27 protein-coding genes and 4 tRNA genes are annotated in these 23,194 nt (G+C 71.3%); 6 read left to right on the top strand and 25 right to left on the bottom strand.

What is annotated here, in order from left to right:
* Positions 1-100: 100 nt before the first annotated feature.
* From nusG to AB0B97_RS17265, 13 genes are all read right to left on the bottom strand, one after another.
* Complete coding sequence (nusG, locus tag AB0B97_RS17205; protein WP_234583445.1) at positions 101-823, bottom strand: transcription termination/antitermination protein NusG; 723 nt, start codon at positions 821-823, stop codon at positions 101-103.
* Between the two features lie 39 nt (positions 824-862).
* Positions 863-1,255: a preprotein translocase subunit SecE gene (gene secE / locus AB0B97_RS17210; protein ID WP_234583446.1), complete on the bottom strand. Its 393-nt coding sequence runs from the start codon at positions 1,253-1,255 to the stop codon at positions 863-865.
* 213 nt (positions 1,256-1,468) lie between these two features.
* A tRNA-Trp gene (locus AB0B97_RS17215) sits at positions 1,469-1,541 on the bottom strand.
* A gap of 129 nt (positions 1,542-1,670) precedes the next feature.
* Entirely contained in the window at positions 1,671-2,063 is a 393-nt protein-coding gene (locus AB0B97_RS17220; protein WP_357494506.1) for a MaoC family dehydratase, read from the bottom strand.
* A gap of 1 nt (position 2,064) precedes the next feature.
* Complete coding sequence (locus AB0B97_RS17225) at positions 2,065-2,511, bottom strand: MaoC family dehydratase N-terminal domain-containing protein (RefSeq protein ID WP_007465337.1); 447 nt, start codon at positions 2,509-2,511, stop codon at positions 2,065-2,067.
* Between the two features lie 125 nt (positions 2,512-2,636).
* Complete coding sequence (gene rpmG, locus AB0B97_RS17230; RefSeq protein WP_007073056.1) at positions 2,637-2,804, bottom strand: 50S ribosomal protein L33; 168 nt, start codon at positions 2,802-2,804, stop codon at positions 2,637-2,639.
* A 132-nt stretch (positions 2,805-2,936) separates the two neighbouring features.
* A tRNA-Met gene (locus tag AB0B97_RS17235) sits at positions 2,937-3,009 on the bottom strand.
* Positions 3,010-3,033: 24 nt separating this feature from the next.
* Positions 3,034-3,106: transfer RNA gene (locus AB0B97_RS17240), tRNA-Thr, on the bottom strand.
* A 92-nt stretch (positions 3,107-3,198) separates the two neighbouring features.
* Positions 3,199-5,727: a bifunctional diguanylate cyclase/phosphodiesterase gene (locus tag AB0B97_RS17245; protein ID WP_357494508.1), complete on the bottom strand. Its 2,529-nt coding sequence runs from the start codon at positions 5,725-5,727 to the stop codon at positions 3,199-3,201.
* A 51-nt stretch (positions 5,728-5,778) separates the two neighbouring features.
* Complete coding sequence (locus AB0B97_RS17250) at positions 5,779-5,922, bottom strand: hypothetical protein (RefSeq protein ID WP_357494510.1); 144 nt, start codon at positions 5,920-5,922, stop codon at positions 5,779-5,781.
* A 432-nt stretch (positions 5,923-6,354) separates the two neighbouring features.
* Positions 6,355-6,795 (bottom strand): hypothetical protein, encoded by a 441-nt coding sequence (locus AB0B97_RS17255; protein WP_357494512.1) that lies wholly within the window; start codon positions 6,793-6,795, stop codon positions 6,355-6,357.
* Positions 6,792-6,947, bottom strand: coding sequence for an excisionase (locus AB0B97_RS17260; RefSeq protein ID WP_357494514.1), 156 nt, complete (start codon positions 6,945-6,947; stop codon positions 6,792-6,794). Before AB0B97_RS17260 ends, AB0B97_RS17255 begins: the two co-directional genes overlap by 4 nt.
* Positions 6,948-7,223, bottom strand: a complete 276-nt coding sequence (locus tag AB0B97_RS17265) for a hypothetical protein (RefSeq protein WP_357494516.1) — start codon at positions 7,221-7,223, stop codon at positions 6,948-6,950.
* Positions 7,224-7,375: 152 nt separating this feature from the next.
* On the opposite strand from AB0B97_RS17265, the gene AB0B97_RS17270 reads away from it, so the two are divergent.
* Positions 7,376-7,666 (top strand): hypothetical protein, encoded by a 291-nt coding sequence (locus AB0B97_RS17270; RefSeq protein WP_357494518.1) that lies wholly within the window; start codon positions 7,376-7,378, stop codon positions 7,664-7,666.
* 256 nt (positions 7,667-7,922) lie between these two features.
* Here AB0B97_RS17270 and AB0B97_RS17275 read toward each other — a convergent pair.
* Positions 7,923-8,006, bottom strand: a tRNA-Tyr gene (locus AB0B97_RS17275).
* A 147-nt stretch (positions 8,007-8,153) separates the two neighbouring features.
* Here AB0B97_RS17275 and AB0B97_RS17280 point away from each other — a divergent pair.
* Positions 8,154-8,648 (top strand): YajQ family cyclic di-GMP-binding protein, encoded by a 495-nt coding sequence (locus AB0B97_RS17280; RefSeq protein WP_234583450.1) that lies wholly within the window; start codon positions 8,154-8,156, stop codon positions 8,646-8,648.
* Between the two features lie 54 nt (positions 8,649-8,702).
* On the opposite strand, the gene AB0B97_RS17285 is transcribed toward AB0B97_RS17280, so the two are convergent.
* The 3 genes from AB0B97_RS17285 to AB0B97_RS17295 form a co-directional block, all read right to left on the bottom strand.
* The gene (locus tag AB0B97_RS17285) at positions 8,703-9,083 is read right to left on the bottom strand and encodes a hypothetical protein (RefSeq protein ID WP_357494520.1); all 381 of its coding nucleotides are present in this window, start codon (positions 9,081-9,083) and stop codon (positions 8,703-8,705) included.
* Between the two features lie 65 nt (positions 9,084-9,148).
* Positions 9,149-9,676: a dihydrofolate reductase family protein gene (locus tag AB0B97_RS17290; RefSeq protein WP_357494522.1), complete on the bottom strand. Its 528-nt coding sequence runs from the start codon at positions 9,674-9,676 to the stop codon at positions 9,149-9,151.
* Between the two features lie 83 nt (positions 9,677-9,759).
* Positions 9,760-11,019, bottom strand: a complete 1,260-nt coding sequence (locus AB0B97_RS17295) for an MFS transporter (protein WP_357494524.1) — start codon at positions 11,017-11,019, stop codon at positions 9,760-9,762.
* Positions 11,020-11,211: 192 nt separating this feature from the next.
* On the opposite strand from AB0B97_RS17295, the gene AB0B97_RS17300 reads away from it, so the two are divergent.
* Positions 11,212-12,054 carry a DUF6065 family protein gene (locus AB0B97_RS17300; RefSeq protein ID WP_357494526.1) on the top strand — a complete coding sequence of 281 codons (843 nt, stop codon included), beginning with the start codon at positions 11,212-11,214 and terminating at the stop codon, positions 12,052-12,054.
* Positions 12,054-13,247, top strand: coding sequence for a hypothetical protein (locus AB0B97_RS17305; protein ID WP_357494528.1), 1,194 nt, complete (start codon positions 12,054-12,056; stop codon positions 13,245-13,247). Before AB0B97_RS17300 ends, AB0B97_RS17305 begins: the two co-directional genes overlap by 1 nt.
* A gap of 61 nt (positions 13,248-13,308) precedes the next feature.
* Here AB0B97_RS17305 and htpX read toward each other — a convergent pair whose 3' ends face one another.
* The 7 genes from htpX to AB0B97_RS17340 all read right to left on the bottom strand — a co-directional run bounded on the left by htpX (position 13,309) and on the right by AB0B97_RS17340 (position 20,881).
* Entirely contained in the window at positions 13,309-14,184 is an 876-nt protein-coding gene (gene htpX, locus AB0B97_RS17310) for a zinc metalloprotease HtpX (RefSeq protein WP_234583469.1), read from the bottom strand.
* Between the two features lie 111 nt (positions 14,185-14,295).
* Entirely contained in the window at positions 14,296-15,774 is a 1,479-nt protein-coding gene (locus AB0B97_RS17315) for a proton-conducting transporter membrane subunit (protein WP_357494530.1), read from the bottom strand.
* Positions 15,775-15,814: 40 nt separating this feature from the next.
* Complete coding sequence (locus AB0B97_RS17320) at positions 15,815-17,323, bottom strand: NADH-quinone oxidoreductase subunit M (RefSeq protein WP_357494532.1); 1,509 nt, start codon at positions 17,321-17,323, stop codon at positions 15,815-15,817.
* Between the two features lie 55 nt (positions 17,324-17,378).
* On the bottom strand, positions 17,379-19,313 hold the full coding sequence (locus AB0B97_RS17325) for an NADH-quinone oxidoreductase subunit L (RefSeq protein ID WP_357494534.1): 1,935 nt from the start codon (positions 19,311-19,313) through the stop codon (positions 17,379-17,381).
* A complete protein-coding gene (nuoK, locus tag AB0B97_RS17330) occupies positions 19,310-19,663 on the bottom strand; it encodes an NADH-quinone oxidoreductase subunit NuoK (RefSeq protein ID WP_234583473.1) in 354 nt (117 codons plus the stop codon). The genes AB0B97_RS17325 and nuoK overlap by 4 nt, the downstream gene beginning before the upstream one ends.
* The gene (locus AB0B97_RS17335; protein ID WP_357494536.1) at positions 19,660-20,211 is read right to left on the bottom strand and encodes an NADH-quinone oxidoreductase subunit J; all 552 of its coding nucleotides are present in this window, start codon (positions 20,209-20,211) and stop codon (positions 19,660-19,662) included. Before AB0B97_RS17335 ends, nuoK begins: the two co-directional genes overlap by 4 nt.
* A 58-nt stretch (positions 20,212-20,269) precedes the next feature.
* Positions 20,270-20,881 carry an NADH-quinone oxidoreductase subunit I gene (locus tag AB0B97_RS17340; RefSeq protein ID WP_357494538.1) on the bottom strand — a complete coding sequence of 204 codons (612 nt, stop codon included), beginning with the start codon at positions 20,879-20,881 and terminating at the stop codon, positions 20,270-20,272.
* A 94-nt stretch (positions 20,882-20,975) separates the two neighbouring features.
* Here AB0B97_RS17340 and AB0B97_RS17345 point away from each other — a divergent pair, with 94 nt between their 5' ends.
* On the top strand, positions 20,976-21,551 hold the full coding sequence (locus tag AB0B97_RS17345; protein ID WP_357494540.1) for a Uma2 family endonuclease: 576 nt from the start codon (positions 20,976-20,978) through the stop codon (positions 21,549-21,551).
* Here AB0B97_RS17345 and AB0B97_RS17350 read toward each other — a convergent pair.
* Complete coding sequence (locus AB0B97_RS17350) at positions 21,532-21,960, bottom strand: ester cyclase (RefSeq protein WP_357494542.1); 429 nt, start codon at positions 21,958-21,960, stop codon at positions 21,532-21,534. The two genes, AB0B97_RS17345 and AB0B97_RS17350, sit on opposite strands and share 20 nt — an antisense overlap.
* Before the next feature lie 116 nt (positions 21,961-22,076).
* On the opposite strand from AB0B97_RS17350, the gene AB0B97_RS17355 reads away from it, so the two are divergent.
* Positions 22,077-23,096 (top strand): glutathione S-transferase C-terminal domain-containing protein, encoded by a 1,020-nt coding sequence (locus AB0B97_RS17355; RefSeq protein WP_234583476.1) that lies wholly within the window; start codon positions 22,077-22,079, stop codon positions 23,094-23,096.
* The last annotated feature ends 98 nt before the right edge of the window (positions 23,097-23,194 follow it).

A 23,194-nucleotide genomic window follows, 5' to 3' on the forward strand; every position in this document is an offset into this window, starting at 1 on the left:
TTATTGAGTCCCCCCGCCCCCCCCCCGCGCGGCGGGGGTGGGCGGGGGGGGGGCGTCCCCCCGCGGGGGGGGGGGGCCCGGCCCCCCCCCCCACGACCGGTCAGATCTTGGCGACCTGGTTGAAGTTGAGCTCCACCGGGGTCTCCCGACCGAAGATCGACACCAGCACCTTGAGCTTCTGCTGGTCGGCGTTGATCTCGCTGATCGTGGCCGGCAGCGACGCGAACGCGCCGTCGGTGACGGTGACCGAGTCGCCGACCTCGAAGTCGAGGACCTTGATCTCCGGCTTGGCCTTCTTCTGCTCGGTCTCGACCGCCGGCGCCAGCCACTTCAGCACCTCGTCGAGCGAGAGCGGCGCCGGCCGGTCGGCCCGGTCGGTCGCGCCCACGAAGCCGGTCACACCCGGGGTGTTGCGGACACACGAGTAGGACTCGGCGGTCAGCTCCATCCGGACGAGGATGTAGCCCGGGAAGACCTTGGCCTGAATCTGCGAACGCTTACCGTTCTTGACCTCGACCTCTTCCCGGGTCGGCACCTCGACCTGGTAGATGAAGTCCTCCATGTCGAGGCTCGTGATCCGGGTCTCGAGGTTGGTCTTCACCTTGTTCTCGTAACCGGCGTACGAGTGCACCACGTACCAGTCACCCGGGGCGTAGCGCAGCTTCTGCCGCAGCTCGGCGACCGGGTCGTACTCCTCGTCCGGCGCAGGCTCGGTGGTGGGGAACTCCGGCTCGCTGGCGGCCTCAACCGACTCGTCACCAGCCGCCGTCGCGACCGTGGACTGCTCGTCCACCGGTCCGGCGGTCTCGTCGTACTCAGGCACGCTCGCTCACTTCCGTCACTATCGGCTGGAGACAGCCGGTCAGTCCGAGTTGCCGAAGACGAACAACACGACCTTGGCGAAGCCGTAGTCCAGCACGCCCACGATCGTCAGCATCACCGCGACGAACGTGACCACCACGGCGGTGTACGTCAGCAACTCCTTGCGGGTCGGCCAGATGACCTTACGCAGTTCGGCAACGACCTCGCGGAAAAACCGGGCGATGCGGCCGAACACGCCCACCCGACCGGTTTCCGACCTCGTGGTCGGCCGGCTGTCCGCCGATTCCGCCCGGGCGCGGGACCGCGTCGCGGTGCCTCCCCGGGAAACCGGCTCGTCCGCGCCGGAGGCGTCGTCGTCGGCTACGTCGTCGACGATCTCGTCGTCGAGACGATCGTCGCCGGCGTCCTCGCCGCGCCGCTTGTTGTCGGCCACTTCGCCCTCCGTCGCGGAATCTCGGGTCGCACGCCGGGCGGCGTACGCGGCGCTGGTCACGCCGGCCGGGCCAAACCGTCCCGCGACGGGCCGCGGCCGGTGGATCAACCGGGGGCCCCGAATGCCTCGGAACCACCCCGCCGATGCCACCACCACGGGCCGGACGCCGCCTTGTCGGCGGCGCGACCCACGGGAACGGTCAGGCCTGAGGCGCAGGGGTGACAGGACTTGAACCTGCAGCCTGCGGTTTTGGAGACCGCTGCTCTGCCAATTGAGCTACACCCCTGTGCGGCAACACTCGCCCCACGCGGTCACAGACGACCGTGCAGGGGTCACTTGCCCCACGGCGGACCAGTGTACGGGTAGGCACCCGACTTTCCCAACCGGTCTCCCCGCCACGCGTGGCGGACCCGGTTCAGCGTGCAATCCGGATGGTCGCCCGGGCCTGCGAGAGCACCTTGTCCCCCAGACAGGTCGCGGTCACATCGAGCCGGGTGAGGCCGTCCTCGGTCACCTCACGGACCCGCGCGGTCACCTCGATCTCGGTCCCCTGGTCGTCGTCGGGGACCGCCACCGGCCGGGTGAACCGAACCCCGTACTCGACCACCGCGTCGGGCGCCCCGGCCCACTCGGCGACCGCCCGGCCGACCAGGGCCATCGTGAACATGCCGTGCGCGATCACCCCGGGCAGCCCCACCTTCGTGGCGACCCGGTCGCTCCAGTGGATGGGGTTGAAGTCACCCGAGGCGCCGGCGTAGCGGACCAGGTCCGCCCGGGTCACCCGGAACGTCTTGGCTGGCAGTTCCATCTCAGCCCTCCCCGCGGATGACGTACCGGGCCCAGACGGCGACCACCGGTTCCCCGGCGACAGTGCTCACGTCGGTGCGGGTGGTCAGGAAGCCGTGCCCGCCCCGGTTGCTGACGTCCTCGATGGTGTTGGTGCAGACCAGCTCGTCGCCCGCGACCACCGGCCGGGTGTACGCGAACCGCTGGTCGCCGTGCACCAGCCGGCTGTAGTCCACACCCAGGGCCGGGTCCTCGATGATCTGACGGCTCGCCGCCATGGTGACGATCACCGGGAAGGTCGGCGGGGCGACCACGTCCGGGTGGCCCAGCGCCTGCGCCGCCACCGGGTCGTGGTGGGCCGCGTCGGTGGCGCCGATGGCCGTGGCGAACTCACGGATCTTTTCTCGGCCCACCTGGTAGGGGGCGGTCGGCGGATACGTCCGGCCGACGAAGGAAGGGTCCAGAGACATGCCGCGAACCTACACGGAAAGCACAATCGCCGATCTGGTCGGCAGGCGGCGGCTGAGCCGCGCCGTACCGGTCAGATCGGCGATTGGAAAGGCCTCGTCAACGGCCGGCGTGTGCCGGCCGGAGATCAGCGGGTCTCGCGGTGAACCGTGTGCCGGCCGTCGCGCGGGCAGAACTTCTTCAGCTCGATGCGGTCGGGGTCGTTCCGGCGGTTCTTGCGCGTGATGTAGTTGCGCTCCTTGCACTCCACACACGCCAAAGTGATCTTCGGCCGGACATCGGTAGCCTTCGCCACGGCGGAGTGCCTTCCTCGCTAACGGAAACAACTACGACGCGTCAGCCTAGACGCTGACTGCGCGGACATGCAAAGTGGGCGCCAGCGGCGCCCATCTCAACGACCACCGGGAACGAGCCCGGAAGACGAGAGTAGCGGTGGCCGGACTTGAACCGGCGACACAGCGATTATGAGCCGCTTGCTCTGCCATCTGAGCTACACCGCCGCGGTGGGTCCAGCTGAACCCTCGAGCCCCCTTACGGAATCGAACCGTAGACCTTCTCCTTACCATGGAGACGCTCTGCCGACTGAGCTAAGGGGGCCTGCGCGATCTCCCCGTGGGGCGCGCAGAAGTAGAATACACGGCACCGGTCGGCAGGTGAAATCGGATCCCCAGCGCCCGTGAATGCCCAGCTCAGGGCACCACGCGCAGGCGTGGAAGCTCCCCGCCGGAGATCGTCTCCGGGTCCGCCTGAGCACCGAACCAGGCGGCCAGTCGCTCGTACGGCAGCGGTCGACTGAACAGGAAGCCCTGGCCGATCTCGCACCCGATGTCCTGAAGGAGCTCCAGGGTCAGCTCGCTCTCCACACCCTCGGCGACCACCGCCAGGCCGAACTGCTGGGAGAGCGTCACCACCGCGTTCACGATCGCCAGGTCCCCGGGGTCGGTCGCCATGCCCTGCACGAAGGACCGGTCCACCTTCACCTCGTGCACCGGCAGCCGGCGCAGGTGGGCGAGCGAGGAGTCACCGGTGCCGAAGTCGTCCACCGACAGCCGGACGCCGAGATCGCGAAGCCTGCGCAGCGTCGGGATCGGCCGGTCCGTGCCGTCCAGGACCCCCGACTCGGTGATCTCCAGGGTGAGGCGCTGCGCCGGCACCCCGTACTCGGTCAGCAGCTCGTGCACCCGGTCCGGGAAGTGCTGGTCGGTGAGCGTGCGGGCGGCGAGGTTCACCGCGATGGGCAGCGGCTGGTTGGCCTCGGCCCAGTCCCGGCTGCGCCGCAGACCCTCGCGGAGCACCACCTCGGTGAGCCGACTCAACTGGCCGGTGTGCGCGGCAACCGCCACGAAGTCCTCGGGAGCTACGGTGCCGTGCGTCGGGTGCTCCCACCGGGCCAGGCACTCGACGCCGACCAGACGTCGGTCCCGCAGGGTCACCTTGGGCTGGAAGTAGACCTCCAGCTCGTTCTGGTCCAACGCCTGACGCAGGTCACCGGCGAGACCCAGCCGGCGCAACGACCGGGATTCCAGGCCCGGGTTGAACAACTGCACGCTGCCCGGCATCGACTTGGCGGCGTTCGCCGCCAGATCGACACGGAGCAGCAGGGTCGCGGCATCGCTGCCATGATCCGGGTGTACGGCGACCCCGACGGCCGTGTTCACGTCGAGGGTGAGCGCGTCGAAGACCATCTCGTCGCGGATCTGGTCGCGCAGTTGACCGGCCAGCTCCAGTGCCGCGTCGGCGTTCTCCAGACGCAGGGTCACCAGGAACTCGTCCCCACCGACGCGACCCACCAGGGCCGACGACGGGGCACTGGCCCGCAACCGGTTGGCGACCTCGACGAGGACCTTGTCCCCCGCCGCGTGGCCGAGGGACTCGTTGACCTGGCGCAGCCCGTCCACGTCGAAGAGCAGCAGTGCCACCACCTCGCCGGGCAGGCGGATCTTGAACGACTCGTCCAGCGCCCCGATGATCCGCCGCCGGTTGGGCAGACGCGTCAGGGTGTCGTGGTACGCGTCGTGCCGCAGCCGGTCGACCAGGCGGGAATTCTCCAGGGCGACCGCGGCCTGCGCACCCACCGTCTCGAAGAGGGGTATGTCGTTACGGACGAAGTAGTTGCTGTCGCCGAGACGATTGGCGACCTCCAGCGTGCCGATCACCGCCTGACCCGAACGGAGCGGGATCACGATCGCATCCTTGACCCGCTCCGCCGACAGGTCGGCACGAAGCTCGGCGTCGGTCGTCACGCCACGGCCGACAGCGACGGTACGGCCCTTGTCCCGGGCCCGTTGCCGCAGAGCCGCCGGGGTCCTGGCGACATCGAGCAGACCCGGCTGGTCGTTACGGGCCGTCAAGAGCACCTCTGGGTGGCGCCCCTGCTCGGGAAGCCAGAGCGTGGCGTACTCGGCCTGCATCAGCGCTCGTACGCGGCCGAGGAGCGCGTCCACCAGAGTGCCGTCCTGGCCGCTCCCGGCCACCGCCCGGCTCAACTCGTACATATCGGTGAGAGTGCGGTGCTGCCGGAAGAACTGCGCGTACGAGCGGTAGACGAGGGCCAACGCGGCGACCAGCGCGGCCAACAGCAGAAGGGACCACCACGTCGTCTCGATCAGGATCAGGACGACGATTCCGCTGGCGATGTTGATGGCCGCCGCCAGCAGGGCCGGCGGATACGTGCGGAATGCCTCGCGGCCGGCCTGCCACCCCTGCAACAGGCTGTGCACGCCGGCCACCGAGATGATGCTCACCAGGTTGACCATGCTGGCGGCCGCGAAGAGCGACAGCCAGGCACCCGGGCCCACTCCCTGCACCGGCGGAAGCGCCTGGAGGACGAGGACGGCCAGCGAGGATCCCGCGGCGGCCCGGGCCACGTTGAACCAGAACTTGGTGGCGCCGAAGCGGTGCCGGAGGTGAGTGATGACGGCAGCGAGGGTGTAGATGGTGACGACCGTGAGCGGCCGCACCAGATAGAAGGCGAGAACCAGCGGGATCTCGGTGAGGGTCACGCCGACGGACTGGCGCCGAACCGTGAAGTTCAGGACCGGCAGCCCGGCGGCCACCATCGCGAGCAGGAGAGCCGACGCCAACGGCCAGTCCCCGAAGGGCTCCGGGGCGACCAGCCCAACGATCGTCGAACAGACGACGGCAAGGAACGCCATCGGCCCGGTGATCAACCAGGCGTGCTCCGTCGAGCGGAACCCAGCGCGGCCTCGACCCGCCATGCCCCACCCCCTCACGAGCCCCGCCGGATCACATCATCGGGTTTCGCTTGGTCAGCGGAAGGCGGGCATGTTCCAGATGACGTCCATGGTCTGCGCGTTCCCGTTGCCGAGAACGTCGCCGACGAAGACGCCACCAGCGATAGCGGCGAGGACAAAAAATGAGCCAAGCAGCCGGCCCAGCGTTCGACCAGACATGGTTGCTCCTGTCGGGGAAGCGTCACAGGGATGGTGGAGGTTCCACGATCGTGCCACACGCTCAGTACCCAGAAAAGCGGTGCGGGCCCGCCCCGCCCAGGCGGTGACAACATCGCACCGTTCGGGCACTCAGCCTCGATACGACGCGCCAGATCAGGACCTCTCCCTGCGCTATCGGCAGTTCGCCCAGCGCCTGATGCGACCTTCAGCACAATTCGCCCGGAGGCACACGAGGACCCCAGGCAACGGCGCAGGTCACTCGCCGTGACTGTCCATGACGGACCGCCATCATCAACCCTCGCCGGCGCGGACATCGACCACCATACCCGGTCTCGATACCTACACAAGGGCCGCACAGACGCAAGGCCGCGCGTACACGAGGACGCGACAGGAACGTCGACGAGCCGGGGGCAGCCCCTGGGTCGCCCGCCGTCAGTCAATGTCGCTGCCGCCGGGACGGCACGTCGGGGCCCGGCCCCAGGCCCACGGCCGCCCAGGCGGGACGTCAGGGCTTTCAAAGAGGTACGGCAGCACAGGAAGGGAGCAGGACGTGGCGCCAGATCGCCACAACCGTTTCGGTGACGCGGCAGCCGCCCGGGGCCACTTCATCTCGACGTACGCGCGGCTGTGCGCGTACCAGGTGGTGGGGTTCTTGGTTCTGGCCTCGGAGACCGGGCGGCCGGTGGCCGGGTCGAAGGGCTCCCCCGCGTTCGCCGCCTGGACCAGCTCGGCGCGGAACGAATGCGCCAGGGCCTTGGTAAGGAACATGTCCTCGAAGCGTTGACCGCTCACCGCCCAGCGGACCCGCCACGGCCGGGCCTTCCGGTCAGCGCGCTTAGCGATCTCCCAGATCTGGACCTCGTAGCTCTTCATGCAGCGTCCTGCTCCAGGTCGACGAGCCACCGACCGAGCGCCGACCGCCGGACCCGCAGCTGCCCGTTCGGGAGCTTGATCACCCGTGGTCCCTTGCCGATCTGCCGCCAGTAGAACCAGGTCGAGCGCGGTACGCGCAACTCGGCGAGCACTTACGACACGGTCAACAACTCCTCGTTCACTGCGTCCTCCCCGTCGTGCTGTGCACTGTGCTGAGTTGCCGGGAGATCTGGAGGCTCCCGCGCGGCCCTGTCCATCGCGGCGAGCAGTTCGGACCGCCAGCGGGCGCGTTCGCGGATCGACCGCATGAGCCGGAGGGCCATCGGTCCGACGTCCGGGTCATCGGGGCGGGCCAACTCCCAGGCGTGCCGGACTCGTTCGGCGATGTCGCCCGGGCAGGGGCGGCGGGCGACCGTCGTACCGGTCATGCGGCACCTCCGGCCGAGACGCCCAGGTCCGGACCTGGGATGCTCTGCCGGTGGTGTGGAGAGCCTGGGCCTACCAATTCACGGAGGTTCCCTGGCCGAAGATTGCGGTTCGGTTCCACGACGTCGCCGAGCGGCATTCTGACTTCCAACACATGGCCGCGATCGTGGACAGCATCCTTGCCTGCGACGGAGCCTCGCGGCTGGCTGGCCTCACCTCCATGCATGACCTGGTGGTCGCAGCCCGCCCGGTACCAGAGGACACGCCGGTCGAGGTAGTCATCGTGCGGTCGCCGTCGTCCGGACTGGTGGGCCCCGGCGCCGTGCTTATCGAGCACCAGAGCACGTCCGGACGAGACGACGTGATCGCTCGCCCCAGCGAGGAAGCGGTACCGCTGTTCTGGCGATTCATGATCGAAAAGTTCGGCGTTGCGCCGACGCGGTGAGACAGCCTGCCGTCGTCGAATGATCCCGAGGACCCGGGCCGACCGGGGCCCCTTCCCGCTCGCGACAACTGCGGCTTTCTCGTCAGCCGGCGAACACCAGAACGCATCGTCGCCGCCGCAGAAGAGCCGTCAGCGGCAAGATCGACCTGCCCACCATCTGCCCGCCCACAATCAGTCGTCAACGGCCGGACCCGGCTAGATCAACGACAACGGCCCCCGATCAGCATCTCTGCTGGTCAGGGGCCGTGTCTGCACCTGGTGGCGGGTAGAGGATTCGAACCTCTGTAGCTTTCGCGACGGATTTACAGTCCGCTCCCATTGGCCGCTCGGGCAACCCGCCAGGGCACCCCACCGCGTCGCAACGCGGCGGCGGAAGCAAGGATAGCGGCTCACCCCGGGACCGACGCAACCGGGTACGGTCAGAGGGTCGTGCCGCTGGTCGGCGGCCGACGGCACGCCCAGACCGCCCGACAGCAGGAGCAGAAGCATGCCAGCGAACCCGTCATTCGACATCGTGAGCAAGGTCGACCGCCAGGAGGTCGACAACGCCCTTCGCCAGGCGGAGAAGGAGCTCTCGACGCGGTTCGACTTCCGCGGCACGGGCGCGGAGATCTCCTGGTCGGGCGAGGAGGCGATTGGCCTCCAGGCAGAGACCGAGGAGCGCGTCCTCGCCGCGCTGGACGTCTTCAAGGAGAAGCTGGTCAAGCGGAACATCTCGCTGAAGTCGCTGGACGCCGGCGAGGCACGCCCGTCCGGCAAGGTGTTCAAGATCGACTGCAAGGTGATCCAGGGCATCGAGACGGACAAGGCCAAGGCGATCAGCAAGAAAATCCGCGACGAGGGCCCCAAGGGCGTTCAGGCGCAGATCCAGGGCGATCAACTGCGCGTCACCGGCAAGAAGCGGGACGACCTCCAGGCGGTCATCTCGCTGCTCAAGGGCGAGGACTTCGGCGTCGCTCTCCAGTTCACCAACTACCGGTAAGGCGAAGCGGCCGGGCGGGCCACGTTCCGTCGGCCTGCCCTGCACCCTCGCTGATCAGGCTGAGCCGGCGGTGAGTCCCTCGGCGACGAGAGCCTGGACACCACGGAGCACGGCCGCCTCCTGCTCGTGCCCCACGCTGGCGGCGACAGCGGCCCAGTGCGCGGCGCACTCGGCGGCCAGCGCCCAGTCTCCGCGGGACAGGTGGGCGACGATCTCCTCGTCGTCCGGCGGCCAGTCGCCGGAGCCGGCGACGTCGGGCACCCAGTGGGCGATCTGGTCCCATCCTGCTCTGCGGATCCCGCTCGCCGCTGAGACGATCTGGCGAGGATCACCGTTCTCGGCCGCGACGCTGATCTCGCTGTCGAGCGCTCCGTCCAGGTGGCGCCACTGACGCGTGGTCATGCGCAGGCTGACCACCTTCTCCGGCTGGTCCATCCAGCCATCATCGTCGAACTCGGTCCGCGGCGGGCTCCCCGCTCACCGCTGCGGCGGCAGCCACGTCAGCGGACGACGGTGTACCAGTGCGCGGTCTCGCCCGGGATCGGCGTCAACCGCACCCGCTCGCCGCCCGGGTCGTCGAACATGTGCACCCCGTCGCCGAGCAGCACCGGTGCGAAGAAGAGCAGGATCTCGTCGAGCAGGCCGGCCCGGAGGCACTGCTTGGCGACGTCCGCGCCGAGGACGTTGACGTACTTGTCGCCGGCGGCCTCCTTGGCCAGGGCGACGGCGCTGTGCAGGTCGCCGACGAACGTGATGTCTGCGGGTGGGTCGGCGGGCGGTTGGTGGGTCAGCACGACCACCGGTCCGTGGTACCGGCCGCCGAACGCGCCCTCGCTGTCGGTGCCACGGTTCGGGTCGTCGCCGCCGAAGGTGCGGTTGCCGGCCAGGATGGCGCCGACGTTGGCCAGGACGCGGTCCGCGGTCGGGTTGTCGATCGTGAGGTGCTCGGTCAGCCAGGACATGTCGCCGCCGGGGCCGGCGATGTAGCCGTCGAGCGACGCGGTCGCGGAGTAGAGCAGCTTGGCCATTGTTCCCCCTGTCGAAGGTCGGTCTGGGACACATCCGACCCTGGCAGAAGGCACCGACAACCGCCGGAACCGCAGGAGAGGGGTCAGACCGGGACGGGGTCTTCGGCGCGTACCGCCGAGGCTTCTGCCCGGGCGATGGGCCCGGCGGGCAGCGCGGCGACCGCGGCCCCGACGGCCACTGCCACCCCGGCGAAGACGAAGGCCCACGGCACGCCCCCGGCGTAGTCGACGATCAGGCCGGCCACCGCGCCGCCGGCGGCGCTCGCCCCCACGGCAACCGTGACGACCCAGGTGTACGCCTCGTTCAGCATGCCGGCCGGGGCGATCCGGCCGACCAGCGTGTTCTCCAGAGTCAGTGCCGGCGCGATGGTGGCCCCACCGACGACCAGGGCCACGCCCAGCGCGAGCGGCGTGGGCATCACCGCGAACACCACGAAGGTGCCGGCCAGCGCGGCGAGCAGCAGGGCGAACTGGCGGGTCATGTTCGGCGCCGGCCGACGGACGCCGAACCAGAAGCCGCCGATCGCGCTGCCGACCCCCCAGACCGCCAGCAGCAGCCCGGCCAGACTTTCCGGGTCGTCGGTGGTGGCGTTGCCGGCGTAAGCCGGAACGATCACACCGGCGGCGCCGAAGGCGATGCCCAGCCCGGCCACGCAGACCAGCAGGGCCGGAAAGCCGCCGACCCGCAGCGGACCGAGCCCACGGGCGTGGTGTTCGCGCGGGTGCGGACGCCACCCGCGCATCACGCGACCGAGGGCGACGGCGGTGGTGCCCACCAGGGTGACGACCGCTGCCCCGATCAGCGCGGCGGCCGCGTCGGCGACCAGCACGAAGCCGGCAACGAGCAGCGGGCCGAGCACGAACACGATCTCGAACAGGGAGGTCTCCGCGGCCAGGGCGGTGTTGCGCAGGGCGTACCGGCCGGAGGCGGGGCTGGTCAGCTCGTTCCAGGCGCCGCGGATGGCGGCGGTGAGCGGCGGGTACGTCGCACCGGCGACGCCCGCCGTCAGGTAGATGGCGGCAAGGGCGTCGTCGCCCAGGCGGCTGGCCAGCAGCAGACCGATGAGCGCCAGCGGGTGGGCCACGGCGGTGACGAGCAGCACGGGGCTCGGGCCGACCCGGTCGGCGATCCGCCCGGCCACCGGGCTGAGCGCGGCGCCGGCGACGGCGTAGATGCCGCCGGCGACGGCGGCCAGCGCGTACCGGCCGGTCATCTGCTCGACCACCAGCAGCAGCGCCAGTGGCGTCATACCGATGCCGAGTCGCCCGATGATGCCGGTGACCAGCAGGATCGGCGCACCGGGGATCCGCCAGACACCCAGGTACTGGCGCAGTGCGGCCACGGGGGTACACCTCCGCTGGGACAGGTAACGGGTAGAAGCCCTGTCGACCCTAACTCCCGAGCTCAGGCCCTGGATGGTCGATCCGCTCACACCAGCGCGGAGGTCGGGACTGACCGAGCGGTCACAAAGGGGGTAGGTTGCTGATCGAATTGGGTCCATACGCCGGCACCGCACGATGAGGCAGGAGGTCCGATGTCGGGGACTACCACCGCACCTCTGCGAGTCGAGATCTATTCCCTGTATGGCGACGCCAGACCCAGTGAAGCCGCCTCGCCCAGCCTGCGCGGCTCCCTGCCCGCCCGGGCCGTCCAACAGTGCCCGCCGGTCGCCGCCGCCTCGGGACTCGGCTGGTACGTCTACCCGCCAGCCGACTTCGCGCTGCGTTGGGACGGGCAGGACACCGAGTGGACCCTGCTGACGGAGAACGAGCCGGCCCAGTGGCGTTCGCTCGCCGGCGGTTACGACGGGAAGCTACCCGACGCGGCCGACCAGTTGCAGGCGGCGCCGGAGCAGTTCCGCGGCGACCTGGACATCTTCGACAGGTATGGCGCCAGCATCCCGTTCCTCGACGCCGACCCGCGCGCCGCCAACACAGTGGAGCTGGTCACCGGCGTGGTCGCGCGTACCTCCCCGGGCTGGTGCCTCATGGCCCGGAGCGCGCCGAACTGGCCCGCCCAGCGCGGCCTCCAGCTGTACGAGGGCGTAGTGGAGACCGACTGGTACACCTCGTTGCTGCCCACCATCCTGCGACTCACCGAGGCGGGGCAGGTGGTGCGCTTCTACCGGAACATCCCTCTCATGTGCCTGCAACCTGTGCACCGTTCGACGCTGGAGGCCTTCCGCAACGCCGAACTCGTCACGGGGGAAGGGCTGCCGGCGTGGCCGGAGGACGTCTGGTCGGACTTCGTGGCGCTGCGCCGCCGCCGCCAGGACCCGGAGATCCGCAGCAGCTACCGCCGGGAACAGTCCCGCCGGGTCCGGGAGAACGCCAACTATCAGCCGATCGGGGTAACGGAAGCGGACCAGCCAACCTGATGCCCACAACCGACGAGCAGCTCACGCCGCCCCCCGGTTACCGGGCACTGTTCCGGCATCCGGTCGCCTCGCGACTGGTCATCGCCCGGGGCATCTCGGAGCTGGGGGACTTCATAGGCTTGGCCGCACTGCTGCTGCTCGCCTACGACCAGACGAACTCCGTCCTCGGGCCAGCCGCGGTCTACGCCGCCCGCACCCTGCCCGCCCTGCTGGTCGCCACTGTCTTCAGCGGCTGGCTGGACGTTCCGGCCCGGCGTACCCTCCTGGTCTGGCTGTCAGTCGCCGGCGCGGCGCTGATCGCCGTGCCCGCGGTGGTCCCCCAGCCGGTCCCGGCAATCGTGGCGGCCGGCCTGCTCGGTGCCGTACGGGCCGCGTACGCGAGTGTCAACGTGGCCGTCGCCGCCGAGGCGGTGGACGCTCCGCTGCGGCTGCCGTTGTTCGGCCTCAGCGCCTTCGCCAACCAGTCGGGCCAGGTGGTCGGCCTGCTCGCGGGCGCAAGCCTGACCGTGGCCCTCGGATCCCGGGTGGCGCTCCTGGTCGACCTCGCCTCGTTCCTGATCGCCGCGGTAGTCCTGGCCGGACTGCCGAAGCGCCCCCACCGGGTACGCGGCAGGCGTCCACCGGCGACGGCGGGCATCCGGATCATCGCCGGCCATCCCGTGCTGCGGGGCGTCGCCCTGCTCACCCTGGCCACGGTGCTGTCCGGCGCGCTGCCGGAGACCCTCGCTCCCGACCTGGCCGCCGGGGCGTGGCGTCCCGCAGTGCTGGCGGCGTCGGCGCTGGGCGGGGCGGTCTTCGTCCTGGTGGTGGGCCGGTCCGGCTGGCTGGGTCGGCTGGCCGGCCAGGTGGCGGTCGCCGCGATGCTGGCCGGCGCGCTGCTGCTGACCGGTGTGCTGGTAGCCGTCGACGCGCCGCTGTGGGCGCTGACCGTGGGCAACGCGTTGATCGGCGCGGGCGGCGGCTGGTTGATCGGGGCGCAGGCCACGTTCGCCCGGATGGCCCCTCCGGAACGGATGGGGCAGGTCGAGGCGACGATCGTCGCGGCGAACATCGTCACCTCGGGGATCGGCATCTTCCTGCTGGGGAGCGTGGCCGCCGTGCTCTCGCCCGCCGCGTCGTACCTCACCGCGGGCGTGGTCCTGCTCGCCGTCGTGCTGCTGACCCGTCCGGACCGGCTGCCCGCACCGGAGTGACCCGGAGACGACTCCACCCGCGTCCGTGCGGGGACGCGGGTGGAGTACGGCGTGCGGCGGGTCAGCGCTGGAACTGCACGGGCCCCGAGTTGGCGGCCATCCGCTCCAGGCGGGCGACCCGGTCCTCCATCTTGGGGTGGGTGGAGAAGAGGGCGGCCACCGCGCCACCGGCGAACGGGTTGGCGATCATCAGGTGGGCGGTGCTGGTGAGCGTGCCCTGGGCGGGCAGCGGGCGTCGCCGGGCCACCGCGTCGATCTTGCGCAGGGCGCTGGCCAGGGCCAGCGGGTCCCGGCTCAGCTCGGCGCCCGACTGGTCGGCCTGGAACTCACGGCTGCGGCTGATCGCCAGCTGGATCACGGTGGCCGCGATCGGGCCGAGGATCAGGGTCAGCAGCAGGACGGCCGGGTTGGGCGAGTCCTCGTCGTCCCCACCGCCCAGCGGGATGAACCAGGCGATGTTGGCCAGGAAGGTGATGATGCCGGCCAGACCGGCGGCCACGCTGGAGATCAGGATGTCCCGGTTGTAGACGTGGGACAGCTCGTGCCCGATCACACCCCGAAGCTCCCGGTAATCCAGGATCTCGGTGATGCCCTGGGTCACGCAGACCGCCGCGTGCTGCGGGTTACGCCCGGTGGCGAACGCGTTGGGCTGGGCGGTCGGGCTGACGTACAGGCGCGGCATGGGCTGCCGGGCCTCGGTCGCCAGTTCGCGCACCATCCGGTAGAGCTCGGGGAACTGCGCCTCGCTGACCGGTTGCGCCCGCATCGAGCGCAGCGCGAGCTTGTCGGAGTAGAAGTAGGAAATGCCGTTCATGACCAGTGAGATGAGGACGGCGATGACCAGACCGCCACTGCCGCCGAACCAGTAGCCCACCGCGAGGATCAGGGCGGTGAGCAGACCGAGCAGCGCGGCGGTCTTCAGACGGTTGTGGTGCACGATCTCTCCTTCGGTGCACGGATCGCCGGGATCCGCTGACCGGTTCAACAACCCGGTACCCGTCAACCATCCGTCTCAACGCTGAGAATTGACTGAGACTGGAGTCGCAGGTCAGCGGGCGGCGAGATCCAGAACCAACTGCGGGGCGAAGCCGAGCACCACGGCGGCCACCGTGGCCACCGCCAGCACCACCGCCACCACACCCCCAAGCGGCACGGCCGGCGCCGCGCCACCCGACGTCGCCGTCGGCGCCCACAGAGCGGCCGTGACCCGCAGGTAGTACGCCAGGCCGATCACCGCGTTCAGCGCCACCACCAGCGCCAGCCAGGCCGCGCCGCCGTCCAGCAGCGACCGGACCACTGTCACCTTCGCGAACAGCCCGGCCAGGCCCGGCGGCAACCCGGCCAGACCCACCAGCGCGAGACCGAGCGCCGCGCCCCGCCACGGGTGCCGCCGGGCCGCCCCGCGCAGGTCGTCAAGCGTGCCGCCGTCCGCACCCACCGGGCGGAGCGCGGTCACCCCGGCGAACGCGGCCAACTCCAACACCACGAAGAAGACGGTGTACGCCACGGCGGCGGCGTACGCGGCGGACCGCGCCTCGCCCGTGCGGCCGGCGGCCAGCGCCAACGCGCCCAGCGGGGCCAGGATGTAACCGGCCTGCGCCACCGAGGACCAGGCGAGCAGCCGGACGGTACGCCGCTGACGCAGCGCCACGAGGTTGCCGACGGTCATCGTGAGCACGGCCAGCAGGGCGAGCACCGGGCCGGTCTGGTCGGCCGGCAGCGCCCGCTGCACCACGGCCAGCAACGCGACGAGGCCACCCAGCTTCGACGCCGTCGACAGGTACGCGGCCACCGGCAGCGGGGCGCCGTCGTAGGTGGCCGGCGCCCAGGCGTGGAACGGCACCGCCGCCACCTTGAAGGCCAGCCCGAGCAGCAGCAGCGCCCCGGCCGCGGTGGTCAGCGGCAGGTCGCGCAGCTCCGCCCGCTCGGCCAGCAGAGCACCGAGCCGATCCAGGTGCAGCGAACCGGTCACCGCGTACAGCAGCGCCGCGCCGAGCAGGGTGACAGTGGTGGCCACCACGCTCACGACGAAGAACGTCACCGCAGCCTCGGCGCTGGCCAGGCTGCCCCGGCGCAGGCCGACCAGCACGTACAGCGGCAGGGTCAGCGTCTCCAGGGCCACGATCAGGGTGATCAGATCGCCGGCCGCGCCGAGCACCACACCGCCGGTCATCGAGCAGGCGAGCAGGAAGGCGTACTCCCCCACCGGCGACCGCCCGGCCCGCAGCGCCGGCACCGACAGCCCGAGCACACCCAGGGTGAGCAGCGCCACCACGGCGGCGACCACTGCCGCCCGCCCGCCGAAGACCCAGGAGCAGTCGCCGCCGACGCAGAAGGTGCGCCGCTCGCCGCCCGCCCCGACCACCGCGGCGCCGACCGCGGTGCCGAGCGCGCCGAGCGCGGCCACCGCGACAGTGGCCCGAGGTCGCGCCACCACAAGATCAATGATCAGCACGAGTACGGCGGTGCCGGCCGCCAGGTACGCCGGCAGCAACGCCACGCTGTCCACGCTCTGCACGGCGCTCATCAGGCCCTGCCTTCGTTCGCGTCCACCCGCTGCGCCGCGCTCATCGGGAGACCACCCCGATCAGGGCGTCGACGGGCGCCTCGGCGACGCCGAGGACCAGCGCCGGAACCAGGCCGATGGCCAGCGCGAGCAGCACCAGCGGCGCCCACGCGGTCAACTCCGCGCCGGCCAGACCCGCCCCGACCCGACCCACCGCGGGGCTCGGCCGGCCGTGGGTGACCTGGCGCAACAACCGCAGGAAGTACGCCGCCGTGAGCGCGCCACCGACCGCTGCCAGCACCCCGAGGGTGATCCACAGCGGACCGCCCACCTGGAGCGCCGCGACCACCGCGAACGCCTCCCCCCAGAAGCCGGCCAGCCCGGGCAGGCCGAGCGACGCGATCGCCGCGAACGCCAGCAGGCCCGCCAGCCGGGGCGCGGTCTCCCGCAGCCCGGACAGCTCGGCGAGCGCGCCCGTGCCGGTACGGTCCTTCACGGCACCCGCGAGGAAGAACAGCAGGCCGGTGATCACACCGTGCGCGACGTTGCCGATCAGCGCCGCCTGGATGCCGGTGGCGGTCAGCGTGGCGACGCCCAGCAGGACGAAACCCATGTGCCCCACGCTGGAGTACGCGATGAGCCGCTTCACGTCGGACTGGGCGAGGCAGACCAGCGAACCGATCAGGATCGCGGCGACCGCCAGCACCCCGAGCACCGGCGCGGCCCAGCGGGCGCCCTCGGGCGCCACCCCCACCGCCACCCGGATCAGCCCGTACGTGCCCATCTTGAGCAGCACACCCGCCAGCACGACGCTGCCCACCGTCGGGGCCTGCGTGTGCGCGTCGGGCAGCCAGGAGTGCAGCGGCCAGAGTGGGCTCTTCACCGCGAACGCGAGCGCGAGCAACGTGAACGCCGCCAACTGGGTGCCCCGGGACAGCCCGCCCCCACCGGTCAACGCGACCACGTCGGCGGTGCCCGCCGCGGCGACCACGACATACACGCCGACCAGCAGCAGCACCGACCCGAAGAGGGTGTAGAGCGCGAACTTGCGGGCCGCCCGCCGCCGGTCCGCCCCACCCCAGCCGGCGATGATCGCGTACATCGGCAGCAGGACGACCTCGAAGAAGAGGAAGAACAGCACCAGGTCCAGGGCGAGGAACGTGCCGAGGATGCCCACCTCGACCACCAGCAGCAGGGCCACCAACGCCCGGCCGCTGCCGCCGTCCGGCACCCGCCACACCGTGTACGCGCAGCAGAGCAGGGTGAGCAGCGCGGTCAGCACCACCAGCGGCCAGGAGATGCCGTCGACGCCGAGGTGGAAGCGCAGATCCAGGCCGGGCACCCAGGGCAGGTCCACCTGGTGCCACGGACGCACCGCGGGCGTACCGGCCGACCAGGCGAACCATCCGCGCCCACCGAACACCAGCGGCACGGCGGCCAGCAGAGTCAGCGCCGCAGCGATCGTCCCGATGATCCGTGCGGCCCGGTCCCGGGGCGTCGCCGCCACGGCGACCGCGCCCACCGCCGGCACCACCAGCACGGCGACAAGCAGAACCTGCCCAAACGTCATCGGATCGCCTCTGTTCGCGGCTGCGGGGCTCGCAAACCCGGCTCACTCCTCGCGCTCACCGGATCGCCTCCAGCATGGCGGCGGCCAGGCCGATCAGAAGAGCGCCGGCCAGGACGCCGGCGGCGGCTCGGGGCAAAGCCGCCCGGTGCAGCGTGGCGAGCCCGGCGCCCAGGCCGGAGGCAGCCCGGCCGCTGCCCTCGACGGCGCCGTCGACCACCACCTCGTCGCCGCTGCGCGCGAGGCGGGCCAGCGCCCGGACGGGGCGTACGACAAGGGTGTGCTGGACGTCGTCGAGCCGGAACGCGCGGGCGAAGACCGGCCGCAGCGGACCCAGCGCGGTCGCGGGATCGGCGGCCCGGTCGCGCTGCCAGCGCACCCACACCAACCCCGCGCCGACCGCCAGCAGAGCCAGCGGCAGCAGCAGCGCCGGCCCGACGTGGACGAGGCCGTCCTCCGCACCGGCGACCGGCACGGTGGCGAACCGCAGCCGATCGGCGAACGCGCCCACGAACCCGGCCAGGCCGAGCAGCGCGGCCGGCACGGCCAACAGCAGCACCGGCCACCGCAGCACCGCCGGCGGATCGTGCGGCGTGACCAGCGGCAGCCGGGGCTCGCCGAAGAAGGCCCGCAGCAGCAGCCGGCCCGCGTACCAGGCGGTGATCGCCACACCGAGCAACCCGGCCAGCCAGACCAGCCAACCCACCCACGACGGCGCCGGCCCGGTGCCCTCCAGCGCGGCCGACTCGGCGACCGTCAACACGCCGTCCTTGCTCCAGAAGCCGGCCAGCGGCGGCACACCGGCGAGGGCCCCGAGGCCGATCACGGTGCACCAGAACGTCACAGGCATGCTGCGCCGCAGACCACCCATCTCCGACATCAGCGTGGTGCCCACGGCGTGGATCACCGCGCCGGCGGCGAGGAACAGCAACGCCTTGAACGCGGCGTGGGTGAGCAGGTGGAACAGCGCCGCCGACGGTGAGCCGACGGCCAGCGCGCCGGTCATGTAGCCGAGCTGGGACACGGTCGACCAGGCCAGCACCCGCTTGATGTCGTCCTGGGCGGTGGCGGCGAGCGCCCCGAGCAGCAGGGTGATCGCGCCGAGCACCCCGAGCACCGTCAACGTGACCGGAGCCGCCGTGAACAGCGGGTAGAGGCGGGTCACCGCGTACACCCCGGCGGCCACCATCGTCGCGGCGTGGATCAGCGCGGAGATCGGCGTCGGGCCGGCCATCGCGTCCGGCAGCCAGGTGTGCAGCGGGAACTGCGCGCTCTTGCCGGCCACCCCGGCCAGCAGCAACAGGCCGGCGGCGGTCAGGGTCGCGCCGGAGTGGTCGTGCGCGAGCACGTCGGCGATCCGGAAGCTGCCCGTCGACACGCCGAGCAGCGCGATGCCGAGCAGGAAGCCGACGTCACCCACCCGGGTCACCAGGAACGCCTTCATCGCGGCGGCCGGTGCGCCCGCGAGCCGGCGGTCGTGGGCGATGAGCAGGTACGAGCAGAGGCCCATCACCTCCCAGCCGACCAGCAGCATGATCAGGTCGCCGGAGACCACCACGAGCAGCATCGCGCCGGTGAAGAGGCTGATCTGGGCGGCGTACGGCGGGTAGCGGTGGTCGACGTCGACGTCGTCGTGGGGGCCGCGCCGCAGATAGCCGATCGAGTAGACCTGCACGGCCAGGGCTACCGCGGCGACCGCGACGGCGACCAGCGCGGCCGCGCCGTCCAGGCGTACGCCGAGGGTCACCCGCAGCCCGCCGATGTCGACCCAGGTCGTCGACGTCTGTGTCGGACCGTCGACCGTCACCAGCAGGGCGACGGCCAACGCCAGCGCGCCGGCGGCGCCGGCCACCCCGATCGTCACGGCCGCCGTGCGGGCCCGGTCACCGCCGGCCGCACCGCCCGGGTGACGCGGGGCCGGCGGCAGCAGCAGACCGAGCAGGCCGGCAACCAGCGGTACGGCGGGCAGCGCCGCCCCGAGCAGCCCGGTCACCGAGCCGCCTCCGCGCTCTGGCCGACGGGCCGCGCGGGCACCGGCGGCTCGGTCAACGCCACGTCATCCACCGCCACCGTGGCCCGCAGGCGGTAGAGCTGCAGGACTATCGCCAGCCCCACCCCGATCTCCGCGGCGGCGAGCACGATGACGAACAGCGCGAAGACCTGACCGGAGTGCGGCAGCACCGCGCGGACCGTGGTGTCCGCCGTGACCAGGATGAGGTTCACCGCGTTGAGCATCAACTCGACAGCCATCAGCACCAGCACGGCGTTGCGTCGGCGCAGCACGCCGTACACGCCGAGGCCGAACAGCAGCGCCGCGGTGACGTACGGGATGACGGGCCTCACCGACGCCCCCCGGAGGTCAGGCTCCCCGCGGACGCCTCGGCGTCGTCGCCGCGCCGGCCGATGTCCGGACGGGACAGCACCACCGCGCCCACCAGGGCGGACAGCAAGAGTACGGAGAGCACCTCGAACGGCAGCACCCAGGAGGTGAAGATCTGCTCGCCCAGCCGCTCGGCCGTGCCCGCGTCGGGCATCGTGACGGTGCTCCAGCGGTAGGCGTCGACCAGCAGGACGCTCAACCCCAGGCCGGCACCGCCACCGATCAGCGCGGCGGGCCAGCCGGGCCGGTCCAGATCGTCGGAGGCTCCGATCGGGGCCCGCGTCAACATCACCGCGAACAACAGCAGCACCACCACCGCGCCCACATAGATCAGCACCTGCACCCAGGCGACCAGCTCGGCGCCGAGCACCAGATAGTCGCCGGCCAACGCGCCCAGGCAGACCACCAGGTAGAGCCCTGCCCGGACCAGCTGCTTCGTGGTCACCACCAGCACGCCGGCGCCCACCGCGACCGCGCCCAGGGCGAGCAGCAGCAGATCCGCGCCGGTCACCGGGCCGCCCTTTCGCCGGGTCGGGCCGTCACCACGTGTCCCGTCACGATCTGTCCCCTCACGACGCGGGACCCGGGTCGGCGTCGGGGCGTACCGCGGGTGGGATCGAACGCGCGGCCTTGCGCGCCGCCGCGGTCTCCTCCTTGGCCGGCTCGCCGTTCGGGTCGTGCGCCGGCGGCGGTGGAACCGTGGCCATCCACTGACCAAGGTGGTCCTTGTCGTGCAGCAGGTCCTTGATGTCGTACTCGGCGTACTCGAACTCGGGAGACCAGTAGAGCGCGTCGAACGGGCAGACCTCGATGCAGATGCCGCAGTACATGCAGAGCGAGAAGTCGATGTCGAACTTGTCGAGCACGTTTCGCTGGCGGGGGCGGGCCGCGCCGGGCACCGCCACCTCCTCCTTGTGGGAGTCGATGTAGATGCACCAGTCCGGGCACTCGCGGGCGCACAGCATGCAGACCGTGCAGTTCTCCTCCGACAGCGCGATCACTCCGCGCGAGCGCGGCGGCAGCTCGGGGGCGACGTCCGGGTACTGCTGCGTGGTCGAGCGGCTGGTCATCGTCTTGAGGGTGACCGCCAGCCCCTTGACCAGGCCCGCGCCGGGCAGGCCGCGCTCGATGGCGCCGCCCGTCGGATCGCCGTGCTCGCTGGAGTCGGTCATGTGGACCATCCTGCCCTGTGGCCCCGGCGCGCGCGACCACCACCCACAGGTCCACGGCGCTACGGTGGTCGCGGGGAGAACGACGCACCTGGAAGGACCCGCCATGACCGCCGCGCTGCAGAGCGACTACCCGCCCGAGAGCGGATGGACGACTGACGATCTGGATGCGCTGCCCGAGGACGGCCGCCGCCGGGAACTGCTCGATGGAGTGCTGCTGATGTCCCCCTCCCCCACCCGTACCCACCAGAGCACCGCTGGCCGGCTGATGGCCGCGCTCGACGAGGACTGCCCCGACGGCTACGACGTCACCCAGGCGGTCGAGGTGCGGATCAACCGCACCCGATCGTTCATCCCCGACGTGCTGATCACCACGGCCGCCGCGGCGGCGCGCGAGCCGTCGAGGTACGAGCCGCACGAGGTGGTCGTCGCCATCGAGATCGTCACGCCGAGCACCCGTTCCATCGACCGGGTGTTGAAGCCGGCGCTGTACGCCCAGGCCGGCATCCCGTTCTACTGGCGGATCGAGACGGAGGGCGGCGTGTTGGAGGTCGTCACCTACCGGATCGACGCGGTGAACGAGGTCTACACCGAGACGGGGCGGTGGACGAAGTTCGTCGACACCGGCGAGCCCTTCCCGATCAACCTGCCGATCAGCCGGATCACGCCCCGGGTCCGTTGACGACTGTCGGCGGGAGCATCTCGACCCCGAGCTGCTGGAGCAGCTGGAACAGCTCGTTGCAGCTCCACACCTCCACGATCCGGCCCTCCGTGTCGAAGCGCAGGAACGTGGCGCCGGAGTAGCTGACCACCTGACCGGTCGGCGGCACCGGCCCGAACTGCCCGGCGTGGGTGCCGGCCGCCCGCCAGTGCACGGCCACCCGCTCGCCGGCTGCGACCACGTCGACGATCTTGTAGCGCAGGTCCGGGAAGGCCGCCCGCCGCTCGCGGTGCCAGGCCAGCGTCGCCTCCGGACCGGTCCCACCCAGGCCGGGGCACTCCTCGGCGATCAACTCGTGGGCCGACTCCTCCCGGCGGGCGTTCCACACGTCGGCGATGAAGCGCCGGGCCGCCGCCTCCACATCCGTCATGCCGGCAGGGTATCCGGACGGGCCGGCCCCGAGCCGGGCCAGGTTGAGTCGCACCGCACGGCCGGACCGAAGATCCGCGAGGATGAGACGGAGGCGGCAAGAGACCGGAGGATGACGTGGGCGAGGAAACAGGCGGGAAGTACGTCGAGCCGGGTGGCGAGTTCACCCGGGACCAGCGGTACATCGCCACCCGGATCACCGCGGACGGGCGGGACGGCTACCCGGTCGAGCCGGGCCGGTACCGGCTGGCGGTCAGCCGAGCCTGCCCGTGGGCCAACCGCCTGATCATCGTGCGACGGCTGCTCGGCCTGGAGGACGCCATCTCGATGGCGGTGGCCGGCCCGACCCACGACGCCCGGAGCTGGACCTTCGACCTCGACCCGGGTGGGCGGGACCCGGTGCTCGGCATCGAGCGCCTCCAGGAGGCGTTCTTCAAACGCTTCCCCGACTACGACCGCGGCATCACCGTGCCGGCGATGATCGACGTGCCGACCGGGCAGGTGGTGACCAACGACTACGCGCAGATGAGCCTGGACCTGTCCACCCAGTGGACCGCGTACCACCGCGACGGCGCCCCCCAGCTCTATCCCGAGCACCTGCGGGAGCAGATCGACGAGGTCAACGACGTGGTGTTCCGCGACGTCAACAACGGCGTCTACCGGTGCGGCTTCGCGGGCAGCCAGGAGGCGTACGACAAGGCGTACCACCGGCTGTTCGACCGGCTGGACTGGTTGACCGAGCGGCTGACCGACCAGCGGTACCTGGTCGGTGACACCATCACCGAGGCCGACGTGCGGCTGTTCACCACGCTGGTCCGCTTCGACCCGGTCTATCACGGTCACTTCAAGTGCAACCGGCAGAAGCTGAGCGAGATGCCGGTGCTGTGGGCGTACGCCCGGGACCTGTTCCAGACCCCCGGGTTCGGCGACACCATCGACTTCGACCACATCAAGCGGCACTACTACGAGGTGCACCGGGACATCAACCCGACCGGAATCGTGCCGCTCGGCCCCGACCTGTCCAACTGGGTCACCCCGCACGGCCGTGAAGCGCTCGGCGGCCGCCCCTTCGGCGACGGCACCCCACCCCCACCCCCGGCCGAGCCGGTCGACCCGGCGCACACCCCGCTGCGCTGACCCCCTCCCGCGCCGGCCGCAGTCCCGCGCGGGCGGCCGGCCTCGTCGATCATGGACTTGTGGTGCCCGATTGGGGAATAGACAGGCGTTTTGTCACC

Origin of the sequence: Micromonospora sp. NPDC049004 (genome assembly GCF_040649315.1) — a bacterium.
GTDB lineage: Bacteria > Actinomycetota > Actinomycetes > Mycobacteriales > Micromonosporaceae > Micromonospora.

Bases quoted from the DNA above. Each gene is read 5' to 3' on its own strand.
- AB0B97_RS17245 (WP_357494508.1), bottom strand. From the start codon at position 5,727: ATGGCGGGTCGAGGCCGCGCTGGGTTCCGCTCGACGGAGCACGCCTGG.
- AB0B97_RS17340 (WP_357494538.1), bottom strand. From the start codon at position 20,881: ATGGTCCACATGACCGACTCCAGCGAGCACGGCGATCCGACGGGCGGC.
- AB0B97_RS17255 (WP_357494512.1), bottom strand. From the start codon at position 6,795: ATGAAGAGCTACGAGGTCCAGATCTGGGAGATCGCTAAGCGCGCTGAC.
- AB0B97_RS17350 (WP_357494542.1), bottom strand. From the start codon at position 21,960: ATGACGGATGTGGAGGCGGCGGCCCGGCGCTTCATCGCCGACGTGTGG.
- AB0B97_RS17220 (WP_357494506.1), bottom strand. From the start codon at position 2,063: ATGGAACTGCCAGCCAAGACGTTCCGGGTGACCCGGGCGGACCTGGTC.
- AB0B97_RS17280 (WP_234583450.1), top strand. From the start codon at position 8,154: ATGCCAGCGAACCCGTCATTCGACATCGTGAGCAAGGTCGACCGCCAG.
- AB0B97_RS17270 (WP_357494518.1), top strand. From the start codon at position 7,376: ATGGCCGCGATCGTGGACAGCATCCTTGCCTGCGACGGAGCCTCGCGG.
- AB0B97_RS17225 (WP_007465337.1), bottom strand. From the start codon at position 2,511: ATGTCTCTGGACCCTTCCTTCGTCGGCCGGACGTATCCGCCGACCGCC.
- AB0B97_RS17250 (WP_357494510.1), bottom strand. From the start codon at position 5,922: ATGTCTGGTCGAACGCTGGGCCGGCTGCTTGGCTCATTTTTTGTCCTC.
- AB0B97_RS17320 (WP_357494532.1), bottom strand. From the start codon at position 17,323: ATGACGTTTGGGCAGGTTCTGCTTGTCGCCGTGCTGGTGGTGCCGGCG.
- AB0B97_RS17305 (WP_357494528.1), top strand. From the start codon at position 12,054: ATGCCCACAACCGACGAGCAGCTCACGCCGCCCCCCGGTTACCGGGCA.
- AB0B97_RS17345 (WP_357494540.1), top strand. From the start codon at position 20,976: ATGACCGCCGCGCTGCAGAGCGACTACCCGCCCGAGAGCGGATGGACG.
- AB0B97_RS17290 (WP_357494522.1), bottom strand. From the start codon at position 9,676: ATGGCCAAGCTGCTCTACTCCGCGACCGCGTCGCTCGACGGCTACATC.
- AB0B97_RS17315 (WP_357494530.1), bottom strand. From the start codon at position 15,774: ATGAGCGCCGTGCAGAGCGTGGACAGCGTGGCGTTGCTGCCGGCGTAC.
- AB0B97_RS17300 (WP_357494526.1), top strand. From the start codon at position 11,212: ATGTCGGGGACTACCACCGCACCTCTGCGAGTCGAGATCTATTCCCTG.
- AB0B97_RS17265 (WP_357494516.1), bottom strand. From the start codon at position 7,223: ATGACCGGTACGACGGTCGCCCGCCGCCCCTGCCCGGGCGACATCGCC.
- AB0B97_RS17285 (WP_357494520.1), bottom strand. From the start codon at position 9,083: ATGGACCAGCCGGAGAAGGTGGTCAGCCTGCGCATGACCACGCGTCAG.